The sequence below is a fragment of the Rhodococcus sp. 14-2470-1a genome, assembly GCF_002259425.1.
GTDB classification, from domain to species: Bacteria; Actinomycetota; Actinomycetes; order Mycobacteriales; family Mycobacteriaceae; genus Rhodococcoides; species Rhodococcoides fascians_E.
The window spans coordinates 198,072-224,236 of record NZ_NPFZ01000010.1 but is presented as its reverse complement, the minus strand read 5'-3'; the positions used below and the strand labels follow the sequence as shown (position 1 = coordinate 224,236).

Genomic DNA, 26,165 nt, shown 5'->3' with positions numbered 1-26,165 from the left:
TACTGCGAACTAGATGGATGGTCATCGTGGTCACGGTGGCAGTCGCAGTGCTGGGTGCACTTGCGGTGTCACTGCTGACCACACCGACCTACCAGTCGTCGAGCCGAGTGTTCGTCTCGACATCGGGAGGATCGACCGTCAGCGAGACCTACCAGGGCAACCTGTTCTCGCAGCAGCGCGTCGCGTCGTACTCCGAGCTCGTCACCGGTGAGACACTCGCCGCACGGACGATCGACGAACTGAGCCTGAACATGACGCCGGCCCAGCTCGCCTCGAAGGTCACGGCCACGTCCACCCCGGACACCGTTCTGCTCGACATCGTCGTCGTCGACACCTCACCGGGCCTGGCACGCGACATCGCCAACTCCCTCGCAACGCAGCTCACCACCTTGGTCCGTGAACTCGAGACGCCGGAAGACGGCGGAACACCCGCCGCCGGAGTGCGACTGGTGGAGCAAGCACAGGAATCGTCGGCGCCCGTCAGCCCCAAGACCACCCGCAACCTCGCCCTCGGTGCCGCCGTCGGCCTGCTGCTCGGCATCGCACTCGCAGTACTGCGCGACCGACTCGACAACACCATCAAGACCCGCACCAAGCTCGAAGCAGCGTCCAAGACCCCTCTCGTCGGAAGCCTGCCGTTCGACAAGAACCTCAAGGAGAACGCCGTCGTCGAATTCGGTGCGGCACACTCGCCGAGCGCCGAGTCCTACCGCGAGCTGCGCACCAACCTCCAGTTCCTCGAAGTCGACCACCCGCCGCGCGTCATCGTCGTCACGAGTGCCGTTCCGGCCGAAGGAAAGACGACCGTCGCCGTCAACCTCGCCCTCGCTCTCGCCGAGGCCGGCCACCACGTCGCACTCGTCGAAGGTGACCTGCGGCGTCCGCGCGTCTCCAAGTACCTCGGACTGATCGGATCCGTCGGTCTGTCCACCGTCCTGGCCAACCAGGCCGACCTGTCCGACGTCATGCAGCCCACCAAATACGAAGGCCTCGAAGTACTCGCCTCCGGACCGCTGCCGCCGAACCCCTCGGAGCTCCTCGGCTCCGAAGCATCCAGGCGCGTCATCGACGAACTCCGCGGCCGATTCGACTACATCATCGTCGACGGTGCCCCGCTGCTCCCGGTCACCGACTCCGCACTGCTGACCACCCACAGCGACGGCGCCCTGGTCGTCGCACGCTACGGCCACACCACCGAGAACGAGGTCGCCCGAGCCGTCGGCAACCTCGAAACCATCGGCGCGCACATCCTCGGCGCCGTGTTCACGATGATGCCCGCCGGACGCAAGGGCGGCGACAACTACTCGTACTACTACGAGACGGACTCGTCGATTCCTCGTCAGACCCCCAATCCAGTGACACCGGGATCGAGCGCCACAGCATGGGACGGCAGCCAGGCTGGCTCACCGCAGGCTTCCTCACCGCACGCCTCCTCACCGCAGGCCGCGCCGCCTCAGGCTTCACCACCGGTTGCGCCTCCCGCAGCACAGCCTCCGGTGACCCCGCCTCCGGCCACACCACCCGCATCCCCGTACGGAACGGGACAGCCGCCGGCCGCACCGACGTCCTACGAGGCCGGGCCGTCTCGCACGTCGACACCGCGTCCGCCGACGGCAACGCCTCCCGGAACGCCACCGGGGACCCCACGGCCACCGGCGACCTCCGTGCGCAAGCCGGGAGCACTCGACAACGGCGTTGCACCGTCGAGGCGATACAAGGAATGAAAGCGACGCAGCTCGGCGCAGCCGCCGTGCTCTCGTTCGCCGCGAGTATCGCAGTGGCATCGCCGGTCGTCGCTGCCCCCGCTGCTCTTCCTGCTCCCGCTGCTCTCGTCGGGCCGGGCACGGGATACATCACGACCGGAGGCATCGAAGACCTCACGGCGTGCTCGTTCGCGGCCGTCGGATACGACGCGGCCGGACGACTCGTCGGACTGACCGCCGGACACTGCGTGCTGTCGCCCGGCCTGCCGGTCACGCTCGTCGACAACCTCGGCGCCGGACCGGTCGGCGTGACCGTCTCGGGCCACTGGGGTCCGGATTACGGTGTCGTCGAACTCGACCCGACCAAGGTGATACCCGTGTCCTCGCGCGGCGGGATCACCGTCACCGACATCGGACCCACATTGCCCGGCCGGCCTGTCTGCAAGATCGGCGCGGCCACCGCAACCACATGCGGTACCGTCCTGGACGTCCGACCGGACACCGACATCGTCACGGGAACGCCCACGTTCTGGGCCGACTCGGGCGGAGCTCTGGTCAGCGGAACCACACTCGTCGGCATCGCCAGCCATGCCGACACCGCCCCCGTCCTGAGCCCGACGGTCTACGCATCCGCAGCCGAATCTCTGGCCCGGTTGAACACACGCGGCGGCACAGGAGCAGGATTTCGGCCGATCGGAAGCTAGACAGGCTGCCTGTGACGCTGCGTGGAACAAGACGCGCGGTATGACCAAGCTCATGCATTCAACCGAAGTATTTTTTTGTTCTCGAAACCAATCCAAGAGCATGTTCCTGCACAATCGTCCTCATGCCATCACGTACGGCGCCCCCTCGCCCACCCGGTAAGAATCGTCCCCTCCATGTTGCCGCGGTCGTCGGCCTGTGGACTGCAGTGCTGATAGCTCTCGCTGCCGCAGCCATGACAGGCAAGTTGTAGCTTCATCTCGGAAATCGAGGGAACCGTTTCACTCCCCGCTGCGTCGAACAGGAATAGAAGGCGTTTGATGCGGATGGCGGCCTGAGGCACGGCCGCCGAACCGAGGGGGTACGGATGCTTCAGGTCGATCCCGACTCGTTGCGTGCGCTGTCGTCGTCACTGACGAGGACAGCCGACGCTGTGGCATCACTCGACCCGTCGCCGCCGCTCCGGGTGGGGGTCGAGGCCATGCCTCACTCGGCGTTCGGGGCTGTAGCGGGCAACTCCGCCGAGACAGTTCTCGCCGCCTACCGCACGGCCGCCGAACGCATCCGTCAGATCGCCGAGGCCGCCGGATCGACTGCCACCAGCTACGACCGCACCGAAGCTGCGTTCCGCGAGCAACTGCACAAGTTCCTCGGCGAGCAGGCATGACCGTCTCCGTCTCGCAACTGCGAGCCTGGAATCCGGCCACCCTGACCTGTGTCGGGGACGATCTGGCACAGATCAACCTCGTGTTCGACGAGTCCCTCCGCAGCGTCACCCGCGCTGCACGCGACACCCTCGAACGGTGGGAAGGCGACGCCGCCGACATCGCCCGAGTCCTCGTCGACCAGGTCGCCGACACCCGCATCGTCGACGCCATCGACGCCTACACCGCAGTGTTCGACGCCGCCGCTCGGGAGATCGCCGCCGTCCGCCAGTCCGTTCTCGCGGTCGTCGACACCGCGCTCGCCGGTGGATTCGACGTCCTCGACGACGGCAGCGTGCGCGTCGCCGACCCCGATCTGCAGCAGCGTGCGCAGGGCATCGAAACCCAACTGCAATCCATGCTCAGCAGCGCAGTGGACACCGATTACACCTACGCCACCAAACTGCAGCGCGCAGTCGACGTGATCCTCGGCCTCCAGCCCGTCGCCGAGCCGCAGCCCTACATCCCGGAGATCCGGTCGATCCTGCCCGACGAACCCCACGACCTGGCCGAACTGTGGAGCAGGCTCACCCCCTACGAGCGAGACGGCCTGGCGGTGTGGGACCCGACCATCGGCAACCGCGACGGACTGCCCGCCGACGACAAATCCCGATACAACACCGTCCTCCTGCACACCCTCGTGTCCGACGCGCGAGACCGTGTCGCCGAAGTGGAAGCGCGCCATGCCGATTGGCTGCAGGATCGCAACCTGCCCAGTGAGAACCACGACGACGCAGCAGCCCTGCGCGACTACGCCCGATGGCTCGACGACCGCGACGCCGCCGAGACAGCCCTCGCAGGATACGACACCGTCCAAGCCGAACTCAGCCGAGCCGGAGCGCCCACCTACCTGTTGAACATCGACGAACACGGCCGAGGCGCACTGGCATTGAACAACCCCGACACCGCCCAGAACGTCGCCACCTACGTGCCGGGAGCATCCACGGTGCTCGCCTCCATCGGACGAGACCTCTCACGCGCGGAGAACCTGCTCGACTCCGCCAACATGGTCAGCGGCGCACGCAACTCGGTCATCGCATGGCTGGGATACAACGCACCTCCCACTCTGCTCGACGCCACCACGGACAGCTTCGCCGACGCCGGTGCGCCGCGGCTGGAACGGTTTCAGGAAGGTCTGCGTGCGGCCCACGAAGGCGACGCCGCGCACCACACCGTCCTCGGTCACGGGTACGGCAGCGTCGTCGTCGAACGGGCTTCGTTGGGTGACGGAGACGTCGTCGTGGCCGCAGCCGACACGTCGCTTCCTGGATCGCTCGACGCCACCAGCCCGGTCGAGGGCACCGCACGTTTCGACGGAAGCAACTACTTCGACCGCGGAAACCCCGCCCTCGACACCATCGGCCGAATCATCGCAGGCAAGGGTGCTGCATGACAGCGCTATTCGGCGCCGACGCACGAGACAGCGCACTGGACGCACTCGAGAAATCTCGACGCGCACTACCGTCGGACGTGCAGTTGAACCGCAGGCACCCCAGTTTCCCGGAATCACAGCTCGCCCTCGGCAAGTTCGAGCCCGCCTACGACGACAACACCACGATCGATGGGCCACATCGCTTCTCGGCCGCGTACTGGGTACTCGGATGCACCGGGCGGGACGCGCTGTCCGTCCTCGCGCACGCCTGGGCGGACTGGGGATGGAGCGTCGACGACCGATCTGCCGACGACCTCGGATCCGTCCGTGCAACCTCACCCGACGGCTACCGACTGATCGGCAGGCTCACCGACGACGAGCGACTCAGCCTCGCAGTGTCCTCGCCACCCTTCCCGTACGAAGGACTGGCGCAGGCAGGAACCTGACACCCCATTTACCGACCCCGCACGCCTGTTCGCGTCAGAGCAGGCGTGCGGAGTCGTCAGTAGGGGTGCTAAGTCCCGACAGCACGGCTCCACCCTCGACGCTCCGCGAATGTGCTTCTCCACAGCCCCAGGCGTTGTTTACCGTCGTGATTTCATGGCGGCCTTGTGCGCCAGGTTCGGGTCGCGGGCCAGGCGTTCGTACTCGACTGTGCCCACTCCATAGAGTGCGACGCGACCCTCACCGTCGTGGTGCGTGCCCCACCCGTAGCGCTTGCCGAGCGGGGAAGCACGCAGGCACGCCTGATCCTTGGCGAAGAACGCTGCCCGCGCTTCGTCCATCTCGCTCGGCGGAACGCCGGTTCTCGCGGCGTGAACGGCGAACAGCACGTCGTCCGAGCTCATCTCGTACGGCGCCTGCGAGAGCAGTTCGTACTGCAGCCTCGCGACCGTGGGATTCCCGCGCCCGGCGGGCGGCTCCTCGCCTTCGGTGGCAGGGCAGTCCGGGGCTGCCTCGATGAAGACATTGCGGTAATCGGTGCTCATGGCGACATCGTCACCCACCGGCAGCGACAGCGTATTGCACAATTGCGACATGGTTCGACACCCGGTGGATCGACCGATCGACGTGACCGAACGGTCCGGCGTGCTCGGTCCGGCCAACCTGCCCTTGTTCGACGCGCAGTGGTTCACGCCCGCGCAGTCCGTGCGCGACGTCGTCGACACGTACTGGAGCGTCGAGTGGAACCTGCCGGACGGAACGGACATCGATCAGCAGGTGCTCGAATTCCCCGCCGTGACGCTGAGCATCGAATCCGGCTCGGTCCCCGCACCTTTCATGCTGACCAACGTCCAACGCCGGGCATGGTCGAGGACGATCCGCGGCACAGGCAGGGTCTTCGGGATCCGTTTGCGCCCGGCAGGACTGGCCGTGCTGTCCGACCTCGACCCGTCGAATGTGGAGCAGGAGCACCCCGTCACCGCTGAGCTGGACGCCGCCCTCACCCGACATCTGACGACCATCGCGGCCGAAACATCGCCGTCGGACCGCGCCGAACGAGGAGACCGATTGATCGAGGATCTGCTGCAGAAGCACCCGATCACCGAGTCCCGGCTACTCGCGAACGCGGTGGTAGACGACCTGGCAGAGAGCGTTCGATCGAGAACCGGACCCGCCCTCGCACACCGACTCGGCGTCAGCGAACGCGCAATACAACGTGCGCTGAAGGAGACACTGGGCATGGGGCCCAAAGCAATAGCCCGACGCATCCGCCTCCAAGAAGTCGTTCGCAGACTCTCACTCCCCGACGCCGACGTCAGCGCCATCGCCGCAGCACTCGACTACACCGACCAGGCACATCTCATCCGCGACTTCAAAGGCGTCGCAGGCACCACACCGGGGCAGTACATACGGGCAATGCCTTCTCGTGGCGGGGCCGAGGGCTAGTCGATATCTCAGGGCTGCCCCTATGACGGCATCCTCGAGGTACTGCTCTGATGCTCGTCGGTAACGTCGGGGAGGTGCACGAAGCAATCGATGTGGACATCGACCTGATGGCCGGGGCTCTCATCCTGGACTCGATCGGAAACAGGGATGGAGTCCCTACCGAACGCTTTCCGACACCGCCTGATCTGGTGAAGGGAGGCCGAGGTCTGGTGGTTATCCACGCAGGTGGGCGCGGCAAAGTCCACGTAACGGTGAGAATTGGACCAGCAGCACCCGCACTGACCGACGCCGAGCGTGCGCTATGGGAGGAAACCCAAGAAGTCGCGTACGCCTGCGAGGACCCGGAGGTCTTCCTCGACGGATCCACCGGAGAAGTCGTCGCACCGTTCACACTGCCTGAAGGCGATTACCGCATCCGAGTGTTCGTTCGTGGTCGCGCGAAGTACTTCGATACCTACACAGCCCCGGACGAGGACGCCCGAGTGCATGTCGAGATGCACATCTGGCCAGCGCACGTCGAAGTGAGCGCACCGAGCTGAGAAGAGCTGGGTGTCATCGTCGGTCTCGATTAGTCTCGCACTATGAGGAGTCGAGTACTGTTCCGCGGGACGTGGTTCGCGCTCGCCGCGCTGACGATGGCGTACGCCATCGTCTCCGGACTGTCTCCGGTTGCGACAATCTCGATGTCGTGCGGGAAAATTGGCGAACTGAGCCCGTTCTACGGGAGATCCGGATTTACTTGTACGGATTCCATTCTCGACGCAGTGGGGTTGGTGCCCGTTGCGCTCCTCGGCATCTTGCTGGCGGCTCCACCTGTAATTGCGGGTGTCGCCCTGAACCGGAACGTATCACTCTGTGCAGCAGTTGCATTGGGATTCATGGCCATCTTCGGCTTGCTCAATTGGACCGGGTTCTGGGTGCTGATGTTGATGGGAGCGTTACCTGCCGCAGTCTTCGCCGCCATCGTTGCCGCACTACAGCCACATTTCCGTAGACCAGTTGCTTCTGTGTCGGACCGAGTTAATTTCGCCGATTGAGAGCTCGGCCGAAGTGGTCGTCGCAACTCGGAATCGAATCATGACGCATCGTTCAGCGGTGTACGGCACAGGCAGCGGGCTCAGGGCATGACTGTAGGCGGCACATGTCAAGTTCTGTGCCGCTGTGGGTCTGCTACCTGCCCACGGTGGGGTGGTGTCACCCGCCACCGTGGGTTCGGGCGTCGACCTATTCTCGGGCGGCCCCTGGGTTGCCTGGTTCTGGGTCGTTGGTTTCGGGGTCGCTCGTTTCAGTATCGATGGAGTCGACGGGACCGAACAGGGGGAGTTCCGGGATGGGTCGGATGTACTCGTCGGGGTGGTGATAGTGATTGAGTAGCCCACGTCGAAGTGGGTCGAGCGTTGTCGGGGAATGCCATAGCGTGCGGCCTGGATAGGGGTGGTCGGGGCCGGCCTTGGTCGTGGCCCAGTCGGTGTCCTTCGGGCCGACCAAGGGATGATGCCGATCGCATCCGAAAGTAAGGTCCTCGATGTCGGTGTTTCCACCGGCCGCCCACTCTTCGATGTGGTGGACCTGGCTCCACGTTGCAGGGCGGGTGCAGCCGGGGAAGCTGCATCCACGATCGGCTGCTATCAACACGATTCGTTGGTCCGGTGACGCCAATCGCTTGGCGCGCCGAAGTTGAAGCGGACGTTCGTCGTTGTCGAAGATGACCAAGCACTGATAGGCGTGTGACGCCATCCGAATGGCATCCCGCATTCCCACCAGGGACCCGGTTGCGGTCACCGCATGGCCCGAAGCGGCTTCGAGATCCTTCACACTCATCGTCAACACGGCTGTCACGGGAAGTCCCCTGTGCATCCCCAACTTTCCGGACGCGAGCATCTGCCGGAACACCATCTTCATCGCGTCGTGCTGCCGTCGTCCCTTGCCTCGATGATCTCGACGCGCCCGAGCTGCCGCCTCTTCATCGACCGGTTCGCCCTCAGCGGGCTGGCCATCGCCCGTGGCGTCTTTCGGAACGCTCGACTGATCAGGTCGATCGTCACAACCGTCCGCGTCATCAGGTGAGTCGACGACCGGTGGGGGATCTGCTGGATTGGCCTGTCCGGGTTTCGCCCATTTGTCGAATACGGCCTCGATGTACGCACGCAGTTCGGAGTCGACGACCATCTTCCCGCGGGACAAGCCGTCAGCTCCTTGTTCGTCGAACTGGACGTAGCATCGATCCGCGACCCGCGCGGGGTCTTCGTCGTCACCGTCGGGGTCGATCAGGTCGTACAAGCGCGAGGCAGCTGCCTTCAGGTGGTCGGGGCTGAGCTGGCGTGCCAGTTCCGCCAGTTGCGCCTCCGCTTTCTCTCGCGTCTCGATGTCGACCTTCGATCCCAGACGCCAGAAGAACTTTCTGATGATCTGTTGATGCTCCTCGTTGATCAGCCCGTCCTCCGCGCCGCGAAGAGTGTTCGGTGACAACGGTTCCAAACGCTCACCCGTGACGGATGTGCGCTCGCCGAACTCCATGGCCAAGCGGATACGTTGACCCGCTCGCGTTCCGGAGGATCGCAACAAGACGGACAGTGCTTCAGGGACCGACCCGTAGATGTCGTCCAAGCCTCGCTGGTCGACGAGATCTGCGATCCAGGTGTGGCTGTACGCGAACAACTTTTGACGAACCACTTCCATGCGCACCAGTAGAGCGCGTCGATCCGCATTGTGAAGCCCGGCTGTCTGCATGCGACCGATCTCCTCCGCGCCCCTCTCGATCATCTCGACGACCTCGCGCAGAGACGAGGGAGCGATGACAGGAACACCGTCACCGGATGCTCGCCAATGTGGCTGTGTGTCAGTGACAATCGTGGACTGAGCCATTGCTTCTGAATCTCCCCCTGAAAGCATGTGAGAAGACTATCCGGAGCCACCGACAAGGTTTCGAACATCAGTGCGAGTTCGCCCGTTATTCTTGTCGGCGCGATGCGTTCTGCCGGTACAGCTTCCGACTAGTCGTCGTGTGATCGGCGCTTCCTGAGCAGGTATACGGCGGCACCCGCTGCGAGTACGCCTGCACCCACTGCCACCGATAACACAGGTAGCGAAAACGCCAGCACGAGACAACCCACGAGGCCGATCACAGGAACGAGGCGCGCTGGGCGGCCCTCGGCGCGAGACAAGGTCGCCGCCGACGCATTGGTCACGGCGTAGTAGCAGAGCACTGCGAACGACGAGAAGCCGATCGCGGTGCGGATGTCGACGGTGGCTGCGGTGACGGCGACGACCACCCCGACCAACAGCTCTGCTTTGTGAGGTACGCCGAACCGTGGGTGCACGGCCGCCAGAACGTGCGGAAGGTGCCGGTCACGGGCCATTGCGAAAATAGTTCGTGAGACGCCGAGTACGAGGGCGAGCAACGATCCCAGCGCTGCCACCGCAGCGGTCGTACTCGCGACCGGAACCAACCAGGATCGCCCGGTGGCGCGGGCCGCGTCGGCGATCGGTGCGCTTGCTTGCGCGAGCCCCGACGGGCCCAGCGCCCACAGCAGCGCTGTGGCGACCGACGCGTACAGCACCAAGGTCACGGCGAGCGCGATCGAAATCGCTCGGGGAATGGTACGAGCCGGATCGCGGACCTCCTCACCCAACGTTGCGATGCGCGCGTAACCGGCGAAGGCGAAGAACAACAGGCCCGCACCCTGCAGTACACCTGTGGTGGTGACATCGGTCGACGAGACTTCCACCGGATGCCCGGGCGAGTGGACCAGCGATGCCACCACGACCACTACGAGTACCGTGACGACCACGGCGACGATGACCCGCGCCAACCACGCGGACTTCTGCACTCCGACGTAGTTGACGGAGGTCAGCCCGAGCACCGCCCCCGCAGCCACTGCGTGCGCGTGTTCGGGCCATGCGTACATACCGACTGTCAATGCCATTGCGGCACAGGACGCACTCTTGCCCACGACGAATCCCCACCCGGCGATGTAACCCCAGAACTCGCCGAGACGCTCACGCCCGTATACGTACGTTCCTCCCGACGAGGGATACAACGCGGCAAGCCGTGCCGACGACGTGGCGTTGCAATAGGCGACCACGGCGGCGACGGCCAATGCAACGAGCAAACCTGATCCCGCAGCCCGAGCTGCGGGGGCCAGCGCCGCGAAGATTCCAGCGCCGATCATGGCGCCCAATCCGACGGTCACTGCATCGACAAGCCCGAGTCGACGACGGAGTTCACCGCCAGGAACAGTCACAATGCAACCGAAAGACTCTCGGTGCTCGGCCTGACACGGCCGGCCGAGGAACGAGCAGGTGAGGTCCGACTCGACGCCGTTCTCATCGTAGTGAGGAGCACTTCCGCAGTGATCACTTGCCTGATCCTGCCCGAAGGCGGACCGAACTGCGAGGAGGAAAAATCAGTGGCGGGGCCTGCGAGGATGAACTGGTGATCGAGAACCCGTCCATTCTGCAGTTCCGCCGCCTCGCGCAGTCGTCGCCGTGGCGGTGGACGAGCGTCGAATTCACCCGTTCGCCTGACCGATTCGACACCGGTATCCACGCGTGGATCCGTCGGCCAGGGGCGATGCGGGTGGAAGTGAACGGCGGTCGCGTCGTCGTGCACAAGGCGAGTAGGCCGTTCGACGGTGCCATGACGCGGAGCAACAACGGTCCATTGCTGCCGGTGCAGGGACGTTGGCCGTCCACAGTGGTTCCGGTGTACGACGCCGACGGTCTCGTCGAGAGCGTGCCGCCCGAGACGCACGGCCCGTCGGTGGAGTGGGACGACCCGATGTTCGACGACTACCTCTGGGTCGCGATGCTCAACCCCGTCGAACTGGCCAGATCCGCCCACGACACGACCTCCGGCCCGACGGTCGATCTGTCGCAGTTGAGGGTGGTGACCCATCACGGCCGCACCGCGTGGGAAGCGATCGCCACCCCGACCGCCGCGTACGACCCACGATGCGACTGTTGCCCGATGCTCTCGGGAGAGTTCGTCGAAGACGAATGGATACCCGGACCACCGTCGACCGTGCGACTGGACGTCCAGACCGGGATCTGCGTTTACCTCGAAACCGAGGGATCTGCGCGGGATCTCGACATTCTGAGCGTCGACACCGCACTGCCGGATGCACTGTTCGAGAAGTAGGTCAGCGGAGAGTCCAGCCGCGCCTGATCAAGAGGCTGCCCACGAACCAGCCGACGAGCGCGCACACGACCGAAACGCCGATCACGAACAGCATCGGCGTTTCGGTCGTACTCTCGACGAAGGATGTACGACTGCCCGATTCGACGAACGCGTAGTCGGACCGGTACGGACCGTTGGGCAACGCGGACATCGCCACCACCGCGATCAGTCCGACGACGAAACCGAAAAGGGCGAGCAACCTCCGTAGATCACGCATGGAAAAAGCCTAGATCCTCGATGCCTTCGCTTGATGGACGACTGTCAACAGGAACGCGAACACCACACCCGGCAGACTGCCGAGGACGGACACCAGCGTCGGCGCGGAGGCTGCAAATGCCGACATGAAGCCCACACCCGTCAGGACCATCAGGACGATCGTGACCGACCACGACACCCAGACCCTGCATGCCGCGGCCGCCACCACGAACAGCAGGAACGGGATCGCGAGTACCGGAATCATCGACGCACCGAAATAGCTCCACAACGGTTCGACGCACCCACCCGGATAGTCGACGCCGGGCGTGGGGAGGCCCAGTTCGCAGTCCGTGATCTGGAACATCTGCCAGTTCGACGTCCACACCCCGAGTCCGATTGCCGCCACGGCCAACACGGACCACGCAACTCGAATCCCACGCATCCGGTCTGGATTCCACACAATCATCTGCCACTCAGTTCGAGACGCGGCCAGCTGCGCAGATCGCGGAGCAGCTGGCGATCGTGCGTCGACACCACCACCGCTGCCGGCGTGGCGCACAAAGCCTCCGTCAGTTCGTCGACCAACGCGGTGGACAGGTGATTGGTGGGCTCGTCCAGCAACAGAATCGTCGGCCTGTGTGACAGTGCTATCGCGAGATCGAGCCTCCGACGTTGACCGGCCGACAACTCCCCGACGCGCTTGCCCATCTCGCTGGATCGGAGAAGTCCCAGCGAGGAGACATCCGGAAAGTCCGTCACGCGACACGAAGAGTCCAGACGCGATTCCTGTTCCAGTAGAACGACTCTGCCCCCGTATGTGCGAACGGATCCCGACGTCGGTGCGATCTCGCCCACCATCGTGGCCAGCAAAGTGGATTTTCCGGAACCGTTCGGCCCGGTGACGATCAGTTTGGAACCTGCTTCGACGTGCACGTCGACCGGTGAGTCCAATCGGCCTGCCACGCAGACGCTCTCCACCACAAGGGATCCAGCCGATTCGAGGGGTGGGAACTGCAGTCGGTGCGGCGGTTCCGGGACGGGGAGCACTGCATTCTCCAGGGCCTCGCGCCGCCGGTGCACGTTATGTACGACGCCGGATGCCCGCGTGGCACGCTGATGTTTTCCTGCACCCTTCCCCGGTCGCCACCCGTCGACGAGGCGGTTCTGCGCAGTCCTCAGGGCATCCTGCAGTCTGGCGACGTCGAGCTGTTGCCGCTCGTACTCCTGCTCCCAGCGTGCACGCTCGGCAATCCGGCCGACGCGATATCCGTCGTACCCACCGCCGTGAACACGCGGCGCCCCATCGGATGTCGGATCCAGGTCGAGAATGGACTGCGCAACGTCGGCGAGCAGCGCACGATCATGACTGACCACCACCACACCGCCGTTGCGGACGCGGATCTGCTCGGTCAGAAAATCGAGACCTCCACCGTCGAGATGGTTCGTGGGCTCGTCGAGAAGAAGGAAGTCATCCGACGCGCCGAGCAAGCACGCAAGCCGCACGCGATACCGCTGCCCGACGGACAACTCGCTCAACCGACAGCTCGCCCACCCACCACCCATCGATCCGCCGACGCCCAAGGCTTGCAACGCAATGTGCACCCGCCGCTCGGCATTCCAGGCATCGAGCGCCTCCACGCGATCGAGGGCCGCGGAGTAGCGCGGTTCCACTGCGGTGACGCAGGCAGCGTCCAGTTCCGCGAGAGCAGCGTCCAGTTCCGCGAGAGCAGCGAGGGGCTCGGCGATGGCGTCGGCGACCACATCGCCGACGGTACGATCGTCGTCCGCCGACATCTCTTGCCGGGCGAAACCGATCGACCCGACGCGAGTCACGCTCCCGGTGTCGGGAAGTCGTGTGCCGGCGAGGACATCGAGCAGGTTGGACTTGCCCCGCCCGTTCTCTCCGACGATCCCCCAGCGTGAAGTGGAGGTCACTGTGATGTCCACGCGCTCGAACACGGAACGGACGGACACGGACGAAGCCGTCAATTGGGCAGGGGTGAACGAAGATCGAGGCATGAGTTCTCCAGGAGGAAGGCAGGGGGCACCGAGTCAGCGGTGTGCCCTCACACGAAGAACAAGTACATGTGAAGAATGGTAGCGGCGGCGTCCAACAGTTTTTCGACTGAGAGACTAGTGGAGCGGATCGAGTGTCACCTTCACCGAGACGGAGGATCCGTCCTTGCGGGTGACGGCGTGGCCGGTCCGGGTGGCGCCGTCGAGGTCGATGGAGATGGGGCCGCCGTCGGGGTAGAAGTTCCGCCACCAGTTCTTCTTGTCCGGCATTGCGACGCCGATGATCACCTCGTCGCCGCGGCGACGGTAGCCCACCAGGACGCTGAACTGCTTGCCGGATCTGCGGCCCGTGTAGGTGACCTCGGTGATCGTGCCCGAGACGAATCTGCCGACGACCGGCGCGTTCAACAGCGGACGTACAAGCGCATTGAACCGAGCAGCGACGCGCTGAAATGTGTTCATACCCGTGATCCTGCCTGGGAACCGACAGCCGTGCACCCGGTACTTTCGACCGGTGAGAAGACTGGACTCGCGCCGCGCAGGCATCTGGGCCGACGCATTGACGATCGTGTCCCTCGTGGCACTCGGGGTATGCGTTGCGGCCGTCGTCGACCGGGTGTCTCCGCCGAACACGGTGCAGTCCGAGGCCGCCCCGTCGTCGTTTACCCGAGAGCCCACCCGAGAGCCCACCCCCGTGCCCGAACCAACGGACACGACCTACCTCGAACCCGAGGTCGACGCGGACGCGCCCATACCCGGTTGCGACACCGTGGAACCTCCTGCCGAGTCCGCGATCCGGGGCCAGATCTCGACCAGCGTCGACACCTACGACAACCCGCAGTACCCCTGGTACGACGGCCGGCGAGCGGTGATGATGACCGACGCCGTTGCTGCCGCCTTGCCGGACAGGGTCGAGGTCCAGTTCGGCAGCCGCCGCACTTCTCTGATCTTCCAACCGATTCCCCAGTCTCCCGCTGATCCGGGTGGACCGCGGCCTCCAGGATTCGCCTCGGCGACAGCCGACATGGCACGAGGCGACACGTCGGGACTGCTCGCGGTCTCGGTCCGGAAAGGCGACGGTTCGGTGCCGTCGTGTGTGGCAGGTCAGGTCGATGAGAGAAGTGTTTCCGCGGACGGATCGGTGGTGGACGTGAACGAATCCTGGTACCAGTACGGGCCGGACAGAACGAACTTTCGCACCGTCGAGGCCTACTATCCGGACGGAACGCAGGTGACCGCGACAGCGTCGGACGCGCCCAATTTTCCGTCGACCAGGGCCGGTGATCGCGACATCGTGCTGACCGTCGCCGAGCTCGAAAAGATCGCGGAGCAACCGGAACTGCGTGTGAGTGCACCGGTCCCCGCGGACACGCCCGAGCCGACCCGTGGGTGCTCTGATTCCTTCGGTTTCGAATACGACGGACCGACCATCGACGGCGATACAGCCGGTGAGCTGAACGACGCGCTGGGAGACCTCGACATCGGTGAGTCCTTCAGCCCCGCACTGGACAGCCTGATGCTCGTCGATTTCAGTACGTCGGCAGTGTGCACGCACGTCGATGTACAGAACACGGGTGCGGACCTGACCGTCACGATCACCGGCGGGGCCGAACTCCCCGTGGTCCCCGACGTCTACGACCCGTCCTACGCCGACCGGCCGATGAGAACCGAAACTCTGGACAGCGGAGCGGTACTCGAGGTCGACGAGAACGGCTACTCCTATTCGCCTGCGCCGGAATCGGGCCCGGCTGGGGGGTCGACGCGCGTCGTGACCGTCACCTACCCGTCGGGTACGCACGTGGACGTCCGGTCGCACGCCGAGAAACCCGACGAGCCGCTCACCGCAGACGCACTCATCGCCATCGCGACTGCCGACGGGTTGGATGTCCTGTGAACGCGCACCGAAGGTTGGCCGCAACAGCTGTGGTCGCGGTGGTGGCGGTCGGTGCGGCCGTGTACCTGGTCTCGACGTCCACGAACGAGTCCGATGTGCCCTCGGTGGCCACGGCAACCGCCCCTGGCGCTGTCTGGACCGTCGACGCCTCCGATGTACTCGAAAACGAGTTCGCGACGTTCGAGGACCCCGTAGGCGGTAGGTACGGTGAAGTGTTCGGCGGTGTCGTCGACGCCGGGGACGTGCTCGTTGCCGAAGCCGGCCTCACCAATCAGGACTCGAAGAAATTCGAGCGGGCAGAGTTCGTCGGAATCGACGCGGCGTCCGGCGCTGTTCGGTGGACGACGCCTGCCGACGGGACCGGACGATGCTCGACGGCACTGCTCGACGGAAAGATACTGTGCCGCAGCGACTCGGACGTCGTCACCATCGACCCGGGCGACGGTGAGCTCACGCGTTACGGGACCCGATGGAACATACACGGCGTCGGGACCGACGGCACCGACGTCTACGTCGTCGAAGGGGACCCGGACGGCTACACCGTCCGCGTCCACAGTGGATCGTTGTCGGATCTCGACGAGAACTGGACGACCACCTACGACAACACCTGGGTCGACTCCACGACGTTCGGCGACATCGTGCAGTTCGCTGGCGGTGTCGGTGTCGGTGTCGGTGGCGGTGTCGGTGTCGCCAGGTTCACCTCGGGAACCGCGGTGTTCGACGCCGGCACCGGCGCAGCCGTGGACACCTTCGACTCTCCCGACTGCGCGCGGAGCCGTGAGCTGCGCGACGGCGACGCGTTCTTCGTGATCGGCAGACGCTGTTCGGACCTGTTCGAATTCCGTACCGATCTGGTCGACTCGGCATCGAACGTGATCGCCACTGCGAACGAGGAGGTGTGGCAGCGCCTGTCCGTCGACAACTCCCGTGCGGGAGACCCCGTCCTGTTCGACGGCAAAGCCTACGATCCCCGTACCGGTGCTCAGCTGTGGGAATTCGACGAGGAGAGCCCTGTCTCCGACCTCGCGATCATCGACGGCGTCGTCATGTGGATGTACGGCCCGGCCCGTGACCTGCGCACCGGCGCGATCTTGTGGGAACCGGACGTCGAACAACAGTCCGTACTGCCGACCGCCGCGTACGACGGATCCGCCTACACCGTCGGATGGCAGGACATTCTCGTCATCGATCCCGCCACAGGACACCGTCGGGCATCGGTGTCGCTCGACGGCCTGCTCGGTAACACCGGAGGGCGATCCGAACAAGTCGCACTCCAGGAAACCGGCGCCGGGGTGCTGGTCGTCAACGAGTCGAGGTTGAATTTGATCCGCTGAAAGCTTCAGACACGATCAGGTCAAGAATTTCGTCTGATTCGACCCAGTAACGAACAGCGGGCTCCGGAAGACATAAAGTGTCGAGGGACACGAAGGCCGCATGCGTGCGGGGGACGAACTAACACGGCTCAGGACCGGCCGGGAACTGGAATCGACTTCGAGATGAAGCTTTCTTCACTACGCGCCGCTGCACTCATCGCGGCAGGCACTCTGGCAATGACCGCTCTCGGCGGCGTCGCGACGGCCGAGCCCGCGAAGGCGCCTGCAGTCTCGTCGATCGACAAGGACGGGCGGAACTGGAACCTTCAGGTCTACTCCGCCGCGATGAACAAAGACATCACCGTCGAGGTTCAGCGCCCTCTGGACGAGTCCAAGCCCGCCCCCAACGCCTACCTGCTCAGCGGCCTCGACGCAGGCGAAGGATCGGCGAGCTGGCAGCAGCAGACCGACGCGCTCGAGTTCTTCTCCGACAAGCACGTCAACCTCGTGCTCCCCATCGGCGGCAAGGGCAGCTACTACGCCGACTGGAAGCAGGAAGACCCGGTCCTCGGCGTCAACAAGTGGCAGACCTTCCTCACCGAGGAACTGCCTCCCCTGCTCGACGAGACCCTGGGCTCCACCGGCAAGAACTCGATCGCCGGTGTCTCCACCTCCGGTACCTCGGTTCTGCAGCTCGCCGAAGCCAAGCCCGGCCTGTACGGCGCCGTCGCCGCGTACAGCGGATGCGCACAGATCGCCGATCCCATCGGCCGCCAGTTCGTGAAGTTCTCCGTCGAGACATGGAAGGGTGGTAACACCATCAACATGTACGGCCCGGACAACGACCCGGCGTGGGTCGAGAACGACCCGGTCGTCAACGCCGAGAAGCTCCGCGGAACCGAGCTGTACATCTCCAGCGGTAACGGCAACCCCCAGCCCGAGGACATCCGCTACTACACCGAGGGCAACGGACCTCAGGGTGTCATCAACCTCGGTCTCGGCATCGTCATCGAAGGCGCCACCAACTTCTGCTCGCACAACCTGAAGAACAAGCTGGACTCCATCGGAATCCCGGCGACGTACCAGTTCCCGCCGGTCGGCACGCACTACTGGCCGTACTGGGAGCAGGCCCTGAAGGACTCGTGGCCGGTGCTCGCCAAGGGCATGGGAATCTGATTTCCCTCCGACTCGGGATTGCCCCCGACCCGTCATGGGTCGGGGGCAATTTTGTGCCCGAATGCGGCAAGGTGAAGGTGTGAAGAAGTTCGTCACCGCAGCGGTGCTGCTGATGCTCGGCGCAGCAGGGCTGTTCAACGGCATCGCCCTGGTCTCCGATCCCGACGGCGGCACCCTGGGCCTGAGCGTCGACATGCTCCCCGAATGGCACACCTGGGACTACCGCTACGCAGGCGCCTTCGTGCTCGTAGCCCTCGGAATCGCACCCCTGGTGTGTGCGGCGGCCGTGATCGTCGACATCCCCGGTGCACGCGTCTTCGCCGGCGTCGTCGGCATCGTCGCCGTCGGGTGGACGCTCTGGCAGTACCTCGTTCTCGACATCTGGGCGCCCCGTGCGTACACAGGATTGACGCTGCTCGGAATACTGCTCGCCGTCGGCGGAGTCGACGCGATGGTGCGGGGGAGGCGTCGGGCCGAGCGGTGAGACGTGTTTACGGCTACTTTCTGGTGGAGATGCTGTGTGGCAGCAGGAATCGGACGTCGCACGTTCCCTCGGACTTCCCATCACGACGCACATGGCGTCCGACGCTGCCGCCGCGGCGCTCGGCGGGATCGCCAAGCTGGACGCCAGGGGAGGGCTGGGACCCGACGTGCAGCTGGTTCACCTGACCGCCGCGACACCGGCCGACCTCGAGACCATCGCACGGACACGAACGGCGGTGTCGATCAGCCCGTGGACGGAGCTGCAGGTGGGCTACGGGCTCCCTCCCATTGCGGCCCTTCGAGATTCGGGAGTGACGCTGGGGCTGTCGGTGGACAACACGGTACTGTCCGGCACCGCCGACATGTTCGAGGTGATGAAACTGACGGCCGACCTCCCCGGCGGAATGCAGACGAAACAGGGCACCGTCACCGACGCGAGCGTCCTCGACTGGGCCACGGCCACAGGCGCACGGTCCATCGGATTCGGCGACTCAGCCGGTGTACTGGCCGTGGGTCGACCGGCGGACATCATCCTGGTGGACGCCGACGCACTCAACACAGCCCCGATATACGACGCGACCAGCCTCGCAGTGCGAGCAGCCCGGCCGTCGAACGTGTCGTTCGTCATGATCGACGGGGTCGTCCACAAGCGTGACCACGAATTGGTCAGGGTCGACACCGAGGCGCTTCTGTCCGAGTCCGACCAGGCGATTCGCACCCTGCGTGACCGGGCAGGTTTCTGAGGGGGTTGTGGAACCCGGAGTGCTGATGTAGCTTGGCGGTAGTTCTCCGCCGACCGATACGGTCCGCGTCGAGGACCTATCGGGGGAAATTCTCGTTTCCCGCTCACATCGCGTTTCGCGCGAATCTCGGAAGTAGAGACTCATGACCACAGCACACGCCACACCTGTATCGAATGCGGTGTCGGAATCGGAATTACGCCCGGTCTCCGGCATCGTCGACATCCACGGCAACACAGCCATTCTACGGACCACCGGCTACCTGCCAGGACCCATCGACGTTCAGATACCGTCGAACATCCTGCGCCAGAAAGGGTTACGTACAGGCGATCTCGTCACCGGCGCCGCACGTGCACCGGAGAAAACACGTCAAAAGTTCGACGCACTCGTTCGCGTCGACGACATCAACGGCCGAGACGCCGGGGAGAAGCGCCCGAAGTTCGACGCATTGACCCCGCTGTACCCCAACCAGCGCTGCGGCTCGAAACCACTCCCGACCGCCTGTCCACCCGCATCGTCGACCTCGTGATGCCCATCGGCAAAGGTCAACGCGCGCTTGTCCAGTCACCGCCGAAAGCGGGTAAGACCACAATGGTCAAGGACATCGCCGCCGCCATCGCGCTCAACCATCCCGAGTGCCATCTCATGGTGGTCCTCGTCGACGAACGCCCGGAAGAAGTGACCGACATGATGCGGTCGGTGAAGGGCGAAGTGATCGCGTCGACGTTCGACAGGCCGCCGACGGACCACACGGCCGTCGCCGAACTGGCAATCGAGCGAGCCAAGCGTCTCGTCGAAAGCGGTGAAGACGTTGTGGTGCTCCTGGATTCCATCACCCGACTCGGGCGCGCCTACAACAACTCCTCGCCCGCGTCGGGCCGGATTCTCTCCGGAGGAATCGACTCCACAGCGCTCTATCCGCCGAAACGTTTCCTCGGTGCCGCCCGCAACATCGAGAACGGTGGATCGCTCACCATCATCGCAACAGCCCTCGTCGAAACCGGCTCCCAAGGTGACACAGTCATTTTCGAGGAATTCAAGGGCACCGGTAACGCCGACCTCAAACTCGATCGCAAGATCGCCGAACGAAGAATCTTCCCAGCCATCGACGTCAACCCGTCGGGAACCAGGAAAGACGAACTACTGATGTCGGCCGAGGAATACTCGGCCGTGCAGAAAGTCCGACACCTGCTCAGCGGCCTCGATTCGCAGCAGGCAATCGAACTACTGGTCACGCAACTCGCGAAAACTCGGTCGAACCACGAATTTCTCACGCGCGCAGTCACTGCTCGCTAGATGCGGTCAGTTCTGCCCCGGAGAGTTCTTCGCTTCCAGGAACATCTGCAGAAACGATGTACCCGGCGTTGTACTCGGCTGCTCGTCGCGTTCCTCGGGTCCGGTGTCGTCGTTGCCTGTCATCGCTGCGACTCCTGCGGGTCGAGGCTGTCGACGATGAGGTGGCCGGCACCGAGGACATCGAGGATCATGCGCACGGGCCTGGTCGGCGCGAAGATTCGAACCTCGGCGGTGGATGCCGTGACCGCGTCGACGATGACGCTGGCGGCTCCGGAGTAGATGAACGTGACAGCCGACAGGTCGACGCGGACGTCCGAGTGCTCGGAGGTGAGCTCCTCGATGCTGTCCATCAAGGGCAAGCGTGCGGTCATGTCCAGCTCGCCGGTGGCCCGGAGCACCGCGAAGTCGGAGGAGTAGGACTCGGTGTCGATCGTGAACCGAGGAGCGTGCTCCTGTGGGTCGGAAGCAAGGTCGACGGACAGTGGATGTGCTGCAGTGATCATGTTCTCTGCCTTCGCGTCGTGAGTTCGTCGAGGTCAACTCTCGCAGCAGAAGGTCTCGTAGCCGTAAATCGTTCCATCACGGTGCCATCACCGAGTGATAACGAAAAGATAACGTCAGTAGGTGGGCGCCAAATGGGCCAGGTCGGCGGCCAGTTCCCGACCCTCGTCTCGCACGTCGACGACGTCGGAGTATCCCTCGTCGGCGGGAGTCGGCAGCCCCCGCTCGGTCAGCCACGCGTCGTCGAACAGCTTGCCCAGGTATCCCCGACCCGAGTCGATGAGCAACGAGACGACCGTGTCCGTCGCCCGCAGATCGCGCGCCAACTCGACCGTCGCAGCCGCCACCGTTCCCGAGGATATCCCGACGAGCAGCCCATGGTTGCGGGCCAGCGCCCGAGCGCTGCGGAAGCTGGAGGCGTCGTCGATCCGGATGATGCGGTCGACGATGTCGGTGTCGTACGTGGTCGGCCAGTCGCCGTCGGGCATCGCGCGGCCCGCACCCTCCACGTAGTACGGAGTGACCTCGCCCGAATAGGCCGATCCGACGGGATCGGCGCCGATGATCTGGACCCGGCCGTCGGATACTTCCTTCAGATAACGCCCTGTGCCACTGATGGTTCCACCGGTTCCGATGTTGGCCACGAAGTGGGTGATCCGGCCTTCTGTCTGCTCCCACAGTTCCGGCCCCGTCCCGCGGAAGTGCGCGGCGGGATTGGCAGGGTTGTCGTACTGCGCCGAGGTCCATGCATTCGGCACCTGCTCCACCAGACGCGTCACGATGGTACGGGCGTTTCGAGGATGGCCGAGCGGATACTGGGCGCTGGTCAGGACGATCTCCGCCCCGAACGCACGAAGAACCGAAATCTTCTCCGGCGACACCTTGTCCGCCACCACCAGGATGGTTCGGTACCCCTTGGCGGCCGCGATCATCGCAAGACCGGCGCCGGTGTTGCCCGACGTCGCGTCGATGATCACAGAATCGGGGGTCAACGCACCCTCGCGCTCGGCGTGTTCGATCATCGACGCCGCGATTCTGTCCTTGGCCGATCCTCCGGGATTGACGAACTCGACCTTGCCCAGAAGTGTTGCCTCGGTGCTGGATCCCAGTCTTCCCAGGTCCACCAGAGGTGTGTTTCCGATGAGGCCCAGGACGGATTCCGACGGTGCTGTCGTGATCACCTGGTCCGCTACGAGATCCGTGATGTCGTCCACCTCCATGACGTTCGAGGCCGAGCTGGTCGACGCTGCGACAACGGCCATCGCACAACGTAACCCCTTCGATCACGGAATTCACGAGTTCCACTCAGCATGATTCCAGAGCGTGTAACGCTCACCATGATTTCATCCCTTGCCTTCGGACGGTCGCGGCGAACGTGCAGGTAGGAGGCCCGAATTCGCATCGTTAAGTTGTAATTGACCATTTCGGTAGATGAACTTCGTTGGTATTCGCGGCGACGGACCCCACACTGAGTGCGTTCCCCCGGCGATGCCACGAATCATCCTGAAAGGGCCAGAAATTCCTCACATGACTCACGAATTCGATCGACGCCGCTTCCTCGGTTTCGGGGCTGCGCTGGTCGGTACCGGGTTTCTGGCTGCATGCGGCGGCGCCACCACTCCGACCGGGAGTGCTGCGGCATCGGGTTCCCCGACACCCGGCGGTACCGTCACGTACCTCAACGAGAAGTTGATCGACGGATACCAGCAGCAGAGCACCGGATCCTGGCATGTGGCGCAGGTGTGGAACCAAGTGGTGGAGAGGCTGTTCTACTACGACGCCGACGGCGCGTTCCGTCCGCACCTGGCAACAGGATTCACCGAGAACGACGACCGCACCGAGTTCGGCCTGACCATCAGGCAGGGCGTCACCTTCTCCAACGGCGAGAAGCTCGACGCCGCCGCGGTGGCGTCGAACCTGAACCTGTTGGGCACGGGAGACAAGGGGCGAGGAGTCCCGAGAGCCGCGTACTTCCCGCCCAGTTACGACGTAGCGGAGGCGACGGGTGAGTACGACGTGACGATTCGCCTGACCGAACCGTTCGGTGACTTCATCCAGAAACTCGGGGCGTGGACGACCGTCGGAATTCTTGCCCCCGCGACGATCGACGCCGGCCTCGCCGATCAGTCCGATCTGAGCAAGATCTTCGGGACCGGGCCGTTCGTCGTCGAATCATGGCTCCCGAGCAAGGAGGTGGTGCTACGCCGCCGAGAGGACTACTCCTGGCCGCGCAGTGATACCGCGCACGACGGCCCGGCCTACCTCGAGAAGATCACCGTGCAGCAGGTGATCGAACCCTCGCTGCGCGGAGGATCCCTCCAGGCAGGCCAGGTGGACATCATCCACTACGTCCAACCGACCGAGGAGCCGTTCGTCGCCGACGGATTCACCCTCATCGCGCCGACGTTCTTCGGCAGCGTCTGGGGTCTTCAACTCCGCCTGACCGCAGCACATCTCGACGACATCCGAGTGCGTAGAGCGCTCACCCACGGCGTCGACCGCGCCGACATCATCGCCACCAACTACCCGAGCGGGGCATGGACCGAAGCGAAGTCGACGTTCAACGAGATCGTGCCAGGGACATTGGATCTGCGCGACAGATTCGCGTACGACCCCGACCTGTCGAACCGTCTGCTCGACGAGGCGGGGTGGACGGACCGCGACAGCGACGGATACCGCGTCAAGGACGGCGAGCAGCTGAGCCTGCTGATCTACCCCTCGGTGTTCATCACCACCTCCGAGGCCGACCTGCAGTTGGTCGCCCAGCACTGGCGTCGGATCGGGGTTCGGCTCGAGATCAAGGGCACCGACTTCTCCAACTACAACACCGTGACGGCCCAGCCGGACGTGCCGCTGTACGAGAACCACTGGCTTGCAGGCAGTCAGAGCGAGATGTGGCGGTGGTGGCACAGCTCGCAAGCCAATCAGTTCAAGACCCCGGGCGAGGAACTCGACGGCCTGCTCACCACGCTGGTGCAGGCGACATCGGAGCCCGCGCGCATCGACGCGTCCAAGGCGGTGCAGGAGTACGTGATCGACAACGCCCTGTACATACCGATCCACGAGTTCCGTCAGACCTGGGGCGCCGCGAACCACCTGAAGGACCTGAGTGTCGACGGTCTCGGGCTGATCAACTTCTACGACGCCTGGATCGACGAGTCGAACCGGCGAACGACGTAAGGACTTCATTCTCTTGTCTCACACGACGCGGTACGCGCTCTCGAGAATCGGGCAGGCTCTGCTGACGGTGTTTCTCGTCTACATCGTGGTGTTCGTCATCGTCACGTTGCTGCCGGGCGATCCCGTGTCCGGCAGGCTGAGCAACCCCGAATACGGATACACCGCCGACGAAATCTCCGAGATGCTCGTCTACTTCAACCTGGACCGCCCGGCCTGGGAGCAGCTGTGGGTGGCGCTGGAACGACTGCTGCACGGTGATCTCGGCCTGTCGTATGCGTCCAACCTTCCGGTGTCGACGCTGTTGTGGTCGGGAGTTCCGTCCACCCTGCAGCTCGCGGGCACTGCATTCGTCATCGCGATCGTGTTCGCAGCCGCCGTCGCCGTCGGCGCGTTCTTCCTGCCGACGAGATTCGGCGGCGGGGTACTTCGAGCATTCCCGTCGCTGTTCCTGTCGCTGCCCAACTTCCTGATCGGGCTCGTCGTCATCAACGTGTTCTCCTTCCAGCTCGGACTGTTCGTACTCAGCGACTTCCGCAGCGTGGACTCGCTGATCTACCCGGCCGTCACCCTCGCCATCCCGGCGTCGGCGCCGATCGCACAGGTGTTCATCAGCGCGCTGGACACCGCGCGGTCCGAGCAGTACGCCACCGTCGCCGTCTCCAAGGGAATCGGCAAATTCGAATTGCTGACCAGGCACCTGCTGCCCAACGCGGCGCTGCCGACCTTGACGATCACCGCGATCATCGTCGGCGATCTGTTGGGCGGGTCGATCATCACCGAAGCGATCTTCGGCCGAAACGGCGTCGGCAGCGTCGTCGAGAAAGCCGTCGGCGAGCAGGACGTTCCGGTGTTGCAGGCGGCCGTGGTACTCGCGGCGGTGCTGTTCCTCGCGATCAACCTCGTCGTCGACCTCGTGTATCCCGTCCTGGACCCGCGCCTGCGTCGGACGGTGACGGCATGAGCATCCTCGACCGCCCACGCACCGCCACCGTCACGGGAGCGGTTGCCGTGCTCGGATCCGCCACCAAGGCACGCAACGGCTACACCGTCGCCGCGCTGCTGTTCGTCCTGCTGATCGCGGCATGGGCGATCGCACCCGGCCTGTTCACCAGCCAGGACCCATACCTCGGGACCACCGCGGACAAGTTCCTGCCGCCGTCCTGGAGCCACCTGTTCGGCACCGACCAACTGGGCCGCGACATTCTCACCCGCGTCATCCACGGCACTCGGTCGGCCGTACTCACCGCATTGCTCGCGGTGGCCATCGGATCGGTCGCGGGCAGCATCGTCGGGCTCGTCGCCGGATTCTTCGGGCGCGGCGTCGACGCCGTCCTCGGCCGCGTGATCGACACCTTGCTCGCGATCCCCGGCTTCCTGCTGGCCGTCATCGTCGTCGTCTCACTCGGGTTCGCGAGCGTCAATGCCGCCATCGCCGTGGGTATCTCGTCGATCGCCGTGTTCGCCCGGCTCATCCGTTCCGAAACGCTCCGAGTGAAGAACTCGGCCTTCGTCGAATCCTCGAAGCTGATCGGCGGAGGCACGCTGACGGTCCTGTTCCAACACGTACTCCCGAACGTGTATCGATCGGTGCTGGCGCTGGCAGTCCTGCAGTTCGGGCTCGCCATCATCAACGTGTCCGCCCTCGCGTTTCTCGGCTACGGCAACCCGCCACCCAGCCCGGACTGGGGACTGTTGGTGGCCGAGGGGAAGGACTTCTTCTACCGGTACCCCTGGTTCGTCTACGCCCCGGGCGTCGTGATGGTGGCGTCGGTGCTCGCTCTCCAGCAACTCAGCAAGTCCATCGGAAACAAGGACAGGTGA

At 64.6% G+C, this 26,165-nt stretch carries 27 protein-coding genes and 1 pseudogene; 19 read left to right on the top strand and 9 right to left on the bottom strand.

Annotated features, from left to right (window positions below):
* The first annotated feature begins 17 nt into the window (after positions 1-17).
* The 6 genes from CH292_RS05780 (at position 18) to CH292_RS05755 (ending at position 4,927) form a co-directional block, all read left to right on the top strand.
* On the top strand, positions 18-1,724 hold the full coding sequence (locus CH292_RS05780; RefSeq protein ID WP_373454671.1) for a polysaccharide biosynthesis tyrosine autokinase: 1,707 nt from the start codon (positions 18-20) through the stop codon (positions 1,722-1,724).
* Positions 1,721-2,407, top strand: a complete 687-nt coding sequence (locus CH292_RS05775; RefSeq protein ID WP_094654210.1) for a hypothetical protein — start codon at positions 1,721-1,723, stop codon at positions 2,405-2,407. Before CH292_RS05780 ends, CH292_RS05775 begins: the two co-directional genes overlap by 4 nt.
* A gap of 122 nt (positions 2,408-2,529) precedes the next feature.
* Entirely contained in the window at positions 2,530-2,658 is a 129-nt protein-coding gene (locus CH292_RS29255) for a hypothetical protein (protein WP_254924982.1), read from the top strand.
* A 114-nt stretch (positions 2,659-2,772) separates the two neighbouring features.
* A complete protein-coding gene (locus CH292_RS05765) occupies positions 2,773-3,072 on the top strand; it encodes a type VII secretion target (protein ID WP_094654209.1) in 300 nt (99 codons plus the stop codon).
* Positions 3,069-4,502 (top strand): alpha/beta hydrolase, encoded by a 1,434-nt coding sequence (locus tag CH292_RS05760; RefSeq protein ID WP_094654208.1) that lies wholly within the window; start codon positions 3,069-3,071, stop codon positions 4,500-4,502. The genes CH292_RS05765 and CH292_RS05760 overlap by 4 nt, the downstream gene beginning before the upstream one ends.
* Positions 4,499-4,927 carry a hypothetical protein gene (locus tag CH292_RS05755; RefSeq protein WP_094654207.1) on the top strand — a complete coding sequence of 143 codons (429 nt, stop codon included), beginning with the start codon at positions 4,499-4,501 and terminating at the stop codon, positions 4,925-4,927. The genes CH292_RS05760 and CH292_RS05755 overlap by 4 nt, the downstream gene beginning before the upstream one ends.
* A 138-nt stretch (positions 4,928-5,065) precedes the next feature.
* On the opposite strand, the gene CH292_RS05750 is transcribed toward CH292_RS05755, so the two are convergent.
* A complete protein-coding gene (locus tag CH292_RS05750; protein WP_256977944.1) occupies positions 5,066-5,470 on the bottom strand; it encodes a DUF6157 family protein in 405 nt (134 codons plus the stop codon).
* Between the two features lie 49 nt (positions 5,471-5,519).
* Here CH292_RS05750 and CH292_RS05745 point away from each other — a divergent pair, with 49 nt between their 5' ends.
* From CH292_RS05745 to CH292_RS05735, 3 genes are read left to right on the top strand one after another with little or no spacing between them, the layout of a single operon-like run.
* The gene (locus CH292_RS05745; RefSeq protein ID WP_094654205.1) at positions 5,520-6,371 is read left to right on the top strand and encodes a helix-turn-helix domain-containing protein; all 852 of its coding nucleotides are present in this window, start codon (positions 5,520-5,522) and stop codon (positions 6,369-6,371) included.
* Positions 6,372-6,421: 50 nt separating this feature from the next.
* Positions 6,422-6,910: a hypothetical protein gene (locus tag CH292_RS05740; RefSeq protein WP_094654204.1), complete on the top strand. Its 489-nt coding sequence runs from the start codon at positions 6,422-6,424 to the stop codon at positions 6,908-6,910.
* 42 nt (positions 6,911-6,952) lie between these two features.
* Positions 6,953-7,408: a hypothetical protein gene (locus tag CH292_RS05735; RefSeq protein ID WP_094654203.1), complete on the top strand. Its 456-nt coding sequence runs from the start codon at positions 6,953-6,955 to the stop codon at positions 7,406-7,408.
* A gap of 187 nt (positions 7,409-7,595) precedes the next feature.
* Here CH292_RS05735 and CH292_RS05730 read toward each other — a convergent pair whose 3' ends face one another.
* Positions 7,596-9,134: an HNH endonuclease signature motif containing protein gene (locus CH292_RS05730; protein ID WP_094654258.1), complete on the bottom strand. Its 1,539-nt coding sequence runs from the start codon at positions 9,132-9,134 to the stop codon at positions 7,596-7,598.
* A gap of 230 nt (positions 9,135-9,364) precedes the next feature.
* Positions 9,365-10,618, bottom strand: a complete 1,254-nt coding sequence (locus CH292_RS05725; RefSeq protein ID WP_094654202.1) for an APC family permease — start codon at positions 10,616-10,618, stop codon at positions 9,365-9,367.
* A gap of 188 nt (positions 10,619-10,806) precedes the next feature.
* Here CH292_RS05725 and CH292_RS05720 point away from each other — a divergent pair, with 188 nt between their 5' ends.
* Positions 10,807-11,511, top strand: coding sequence for a hypothetical protein (locus CH292_RS05720; RefSeq protein WP_094654201.1), 705 nt, complete (start codon positions 10,807-10,809; stop codon positions 11,509-11,511).
* A 1-nt stretch (position 11,512) separates the two neighbouring features.
* Here CH292_RS05720 and CH292_RS05715 read toward each other — a convergent pair whose 3' ends face one another.
* The 4 genes from CH292_RS05715 to CH292_RS05700 all read right to left on the bottom strand — a co-directional run bounded on the left by CH292_RS05715 (position 11,513) and on the right by CH292_RS05700 (position 14,223).
* On the bottom strand, positions 11,513-11,767 hold the full coding sequence (locus CH292_RS05715; RefSeq protein WP_094654200.1) for a hypothetical protein: 255 nt from the start codon (positions 11,765-11,767) through the stop codon (positions 11,513-11,515).
* Between the two features lie 9 nt (positions 11,768-11,776).
* Positions 11,777-12,187, bottom strand: a complete 411-nt coding sequence (locus tag CH292_RS05710) for a hypothetical protein (RefSeq protein WP_143545726.1) — start codon at positions 12,185-12,187, stop codon at positions 11,777-11,779.
* 20 nt (positions 12,188-12,207) lie between these two features.
* A complete protein-coding gene (locus tag CH292_RS05705) occupies positions 12,208-13,764 on the bottom strand; it encodes an ATP-binding cassette domain-containing protein (protein WP_094654198.1) in 1,557 nt (518 codons plus the stop codon).
* A 114-nt stretch (positions 13,765-13,878) separates the two neighbouring features.
* Positions 13,879-14,223 carry a hypothetical protein gene (locus tag CH292_RS05700; protein ID WP_094654197.1) on the bottom strand — a complete coding sequence of 115 codons (345 nt, stop codon included), beginning with the start codon at positions 14,221-14,223 and terminating at the stop codon, positions 13,879-13,881.
* Positions 14,224-14,275: 52 nt separating this feature from the next.
* Here CH292_RS05700 and CH292_RS05695 point away from each other — a divergent pair, with 52 nt between their 5' ends.
* The 6 genes and pseudogenes from CH292_RS05695 to rho all read left to right on the top strand — a co-directional run.
* A complete protein-coding gene (locus CH292_RS05695; protein WP_094654196.1) occupies positions 14,276-15,655 on the top strand; it encodes a hypothetical protein in 1,380 nt (459 codons plus the stop codon).
* Complete coding sequence (locus tag CH292_RS05690) at positions 15,652-16,989, top strand: PQQ-binding-like beta-propeller repeat protein (RefSeq protein WP_256977943.1); 1,338 nt, start codon at positions 15,652-15,654, stop codon at positions 16,987-16,989. The genes CH292_RS05695 and CH292_RS05690 overlap by 4 nt, the downstream gene beginning before the upstream one ends.
* A 162-nt stretch (positions 16,990-17,151) precedes the next feature.
* Positions 17,152-18,144 carry an alpha/beta hydrolase family protein gene (locus CH292_RS05685; protein WP_019663923.1) on the top strand — a complete coding sequence of 331 codons (993 nt, stop codon included), beginning with the start codon at positions 17,152-17,154 and terminating at the stop codon, positions 18,142-18,144.
* 79 nt (positions 18,145-18,223) lie between these two features.
* The gene (locus tag CH292_RS05680) at positions 18,224-18,628 is read left to right on the top strand and encodes a hypothetical protein (RefSeq protein WP_230593838.1); all 405 of its coding nucleotides are present in this window, start codon (positions 18,224-18,226) and stop codon (positions 18,626-18,628) included.
* A gap of 34 nt (positions 18,629-18,662) precedes the next feature.
* A complete protein-coding gene (locus tag CH292_RS05675) occupies positions 18,663-19,370 on the top strand; it encodes an amidohydrolase family protein (RefSeq protein ID WP_256977942.1) in 708 nt (235 codons plus the stop codon).
* A 193-nt stretch (positions 19,371-19,563) separates the two neighbouring features.
* Positions 19,564-20,663, top strand: a pseudogene (gene rho, locus CH292_RS05670) (transcription termination factor Rho); the annotation flags it as partial.
* A 119-nt stretch (positions 20,664-20,782) separates the two neighbouring features.
* Here rho and CH292_RS05665 read toward each other — a convergent pair.
* Complete coding sequence (locus CH292_RS05665; RefSeq protein ID WP_019663918.1) at positions 20,783-21,166, bottom strand: STAS domain-containing protein; 384 nt, start codon at positions 21,164-21,166, stop codon at positions 20,783-20,785.
* A 114-nt stretch (positions 21,167-21,280) separates the two neighbouring features.
* Positions 21,281-22,426, bottom strand: a complete 1,146-nt coding sequence (locus CH292_RS05660; RefSeq protein ID WP_094628521.1) for a PLP-dependent cysteine synthase family protein — start codon at positions 22,424-22,426, stop codon at positions 21,281-21,283.
* A 265-nt stretch (positions 22,427-22,691) separates the two neighbouring features.
* Here CH292_RS05660 and CH292_RS05655 point away from each other — a divergent pair, with 265 nt between their 5' ends.
* Genes CH292_RS05655 through CH292_RS05645 form a run of 3 tightly spaced genes read left to right on the top strand, consistent with a single transcriptional unit; the run spans position 22,692 to position 26,165 of the window.
* Positions 22,692-24,344: an ABC transporter substrate-binding protein gene (locus tag CH292_RS05655; protein ID WP_094654194.1), complete on the top strand. Its 1,653-nt coding sequence runs from the start codon at positions 22,692-22,694 to the stop codon at positions 24,342-24,344.
* 13 nt (positions 24,345-24,357) lie between these two features.
* Complete coding sequence (locus CH292_RS05650) at positions 24,358-25,305, top strand: ABC transporter permease (protein WP_094654193.1); 948 nt, start codon at positions 24,358-24,360, stop codon at positions 25,303-25,305.
* The gene (locus tag CH292_RS05645; protein ID WP_020110689.1) at positions 25,302-26,165 is read left to right on the top strand and encodes an ABC transporter permease; all 864 of its coding nucleotides are present in this window, start codon (positions 25,302-25,304) and stop codon (positions 26,163-26,165) included. The genes CH292_RS05650 and CH292_RS05645 overlap by 4 nt, the downstream gene beginning before the upstream one ends.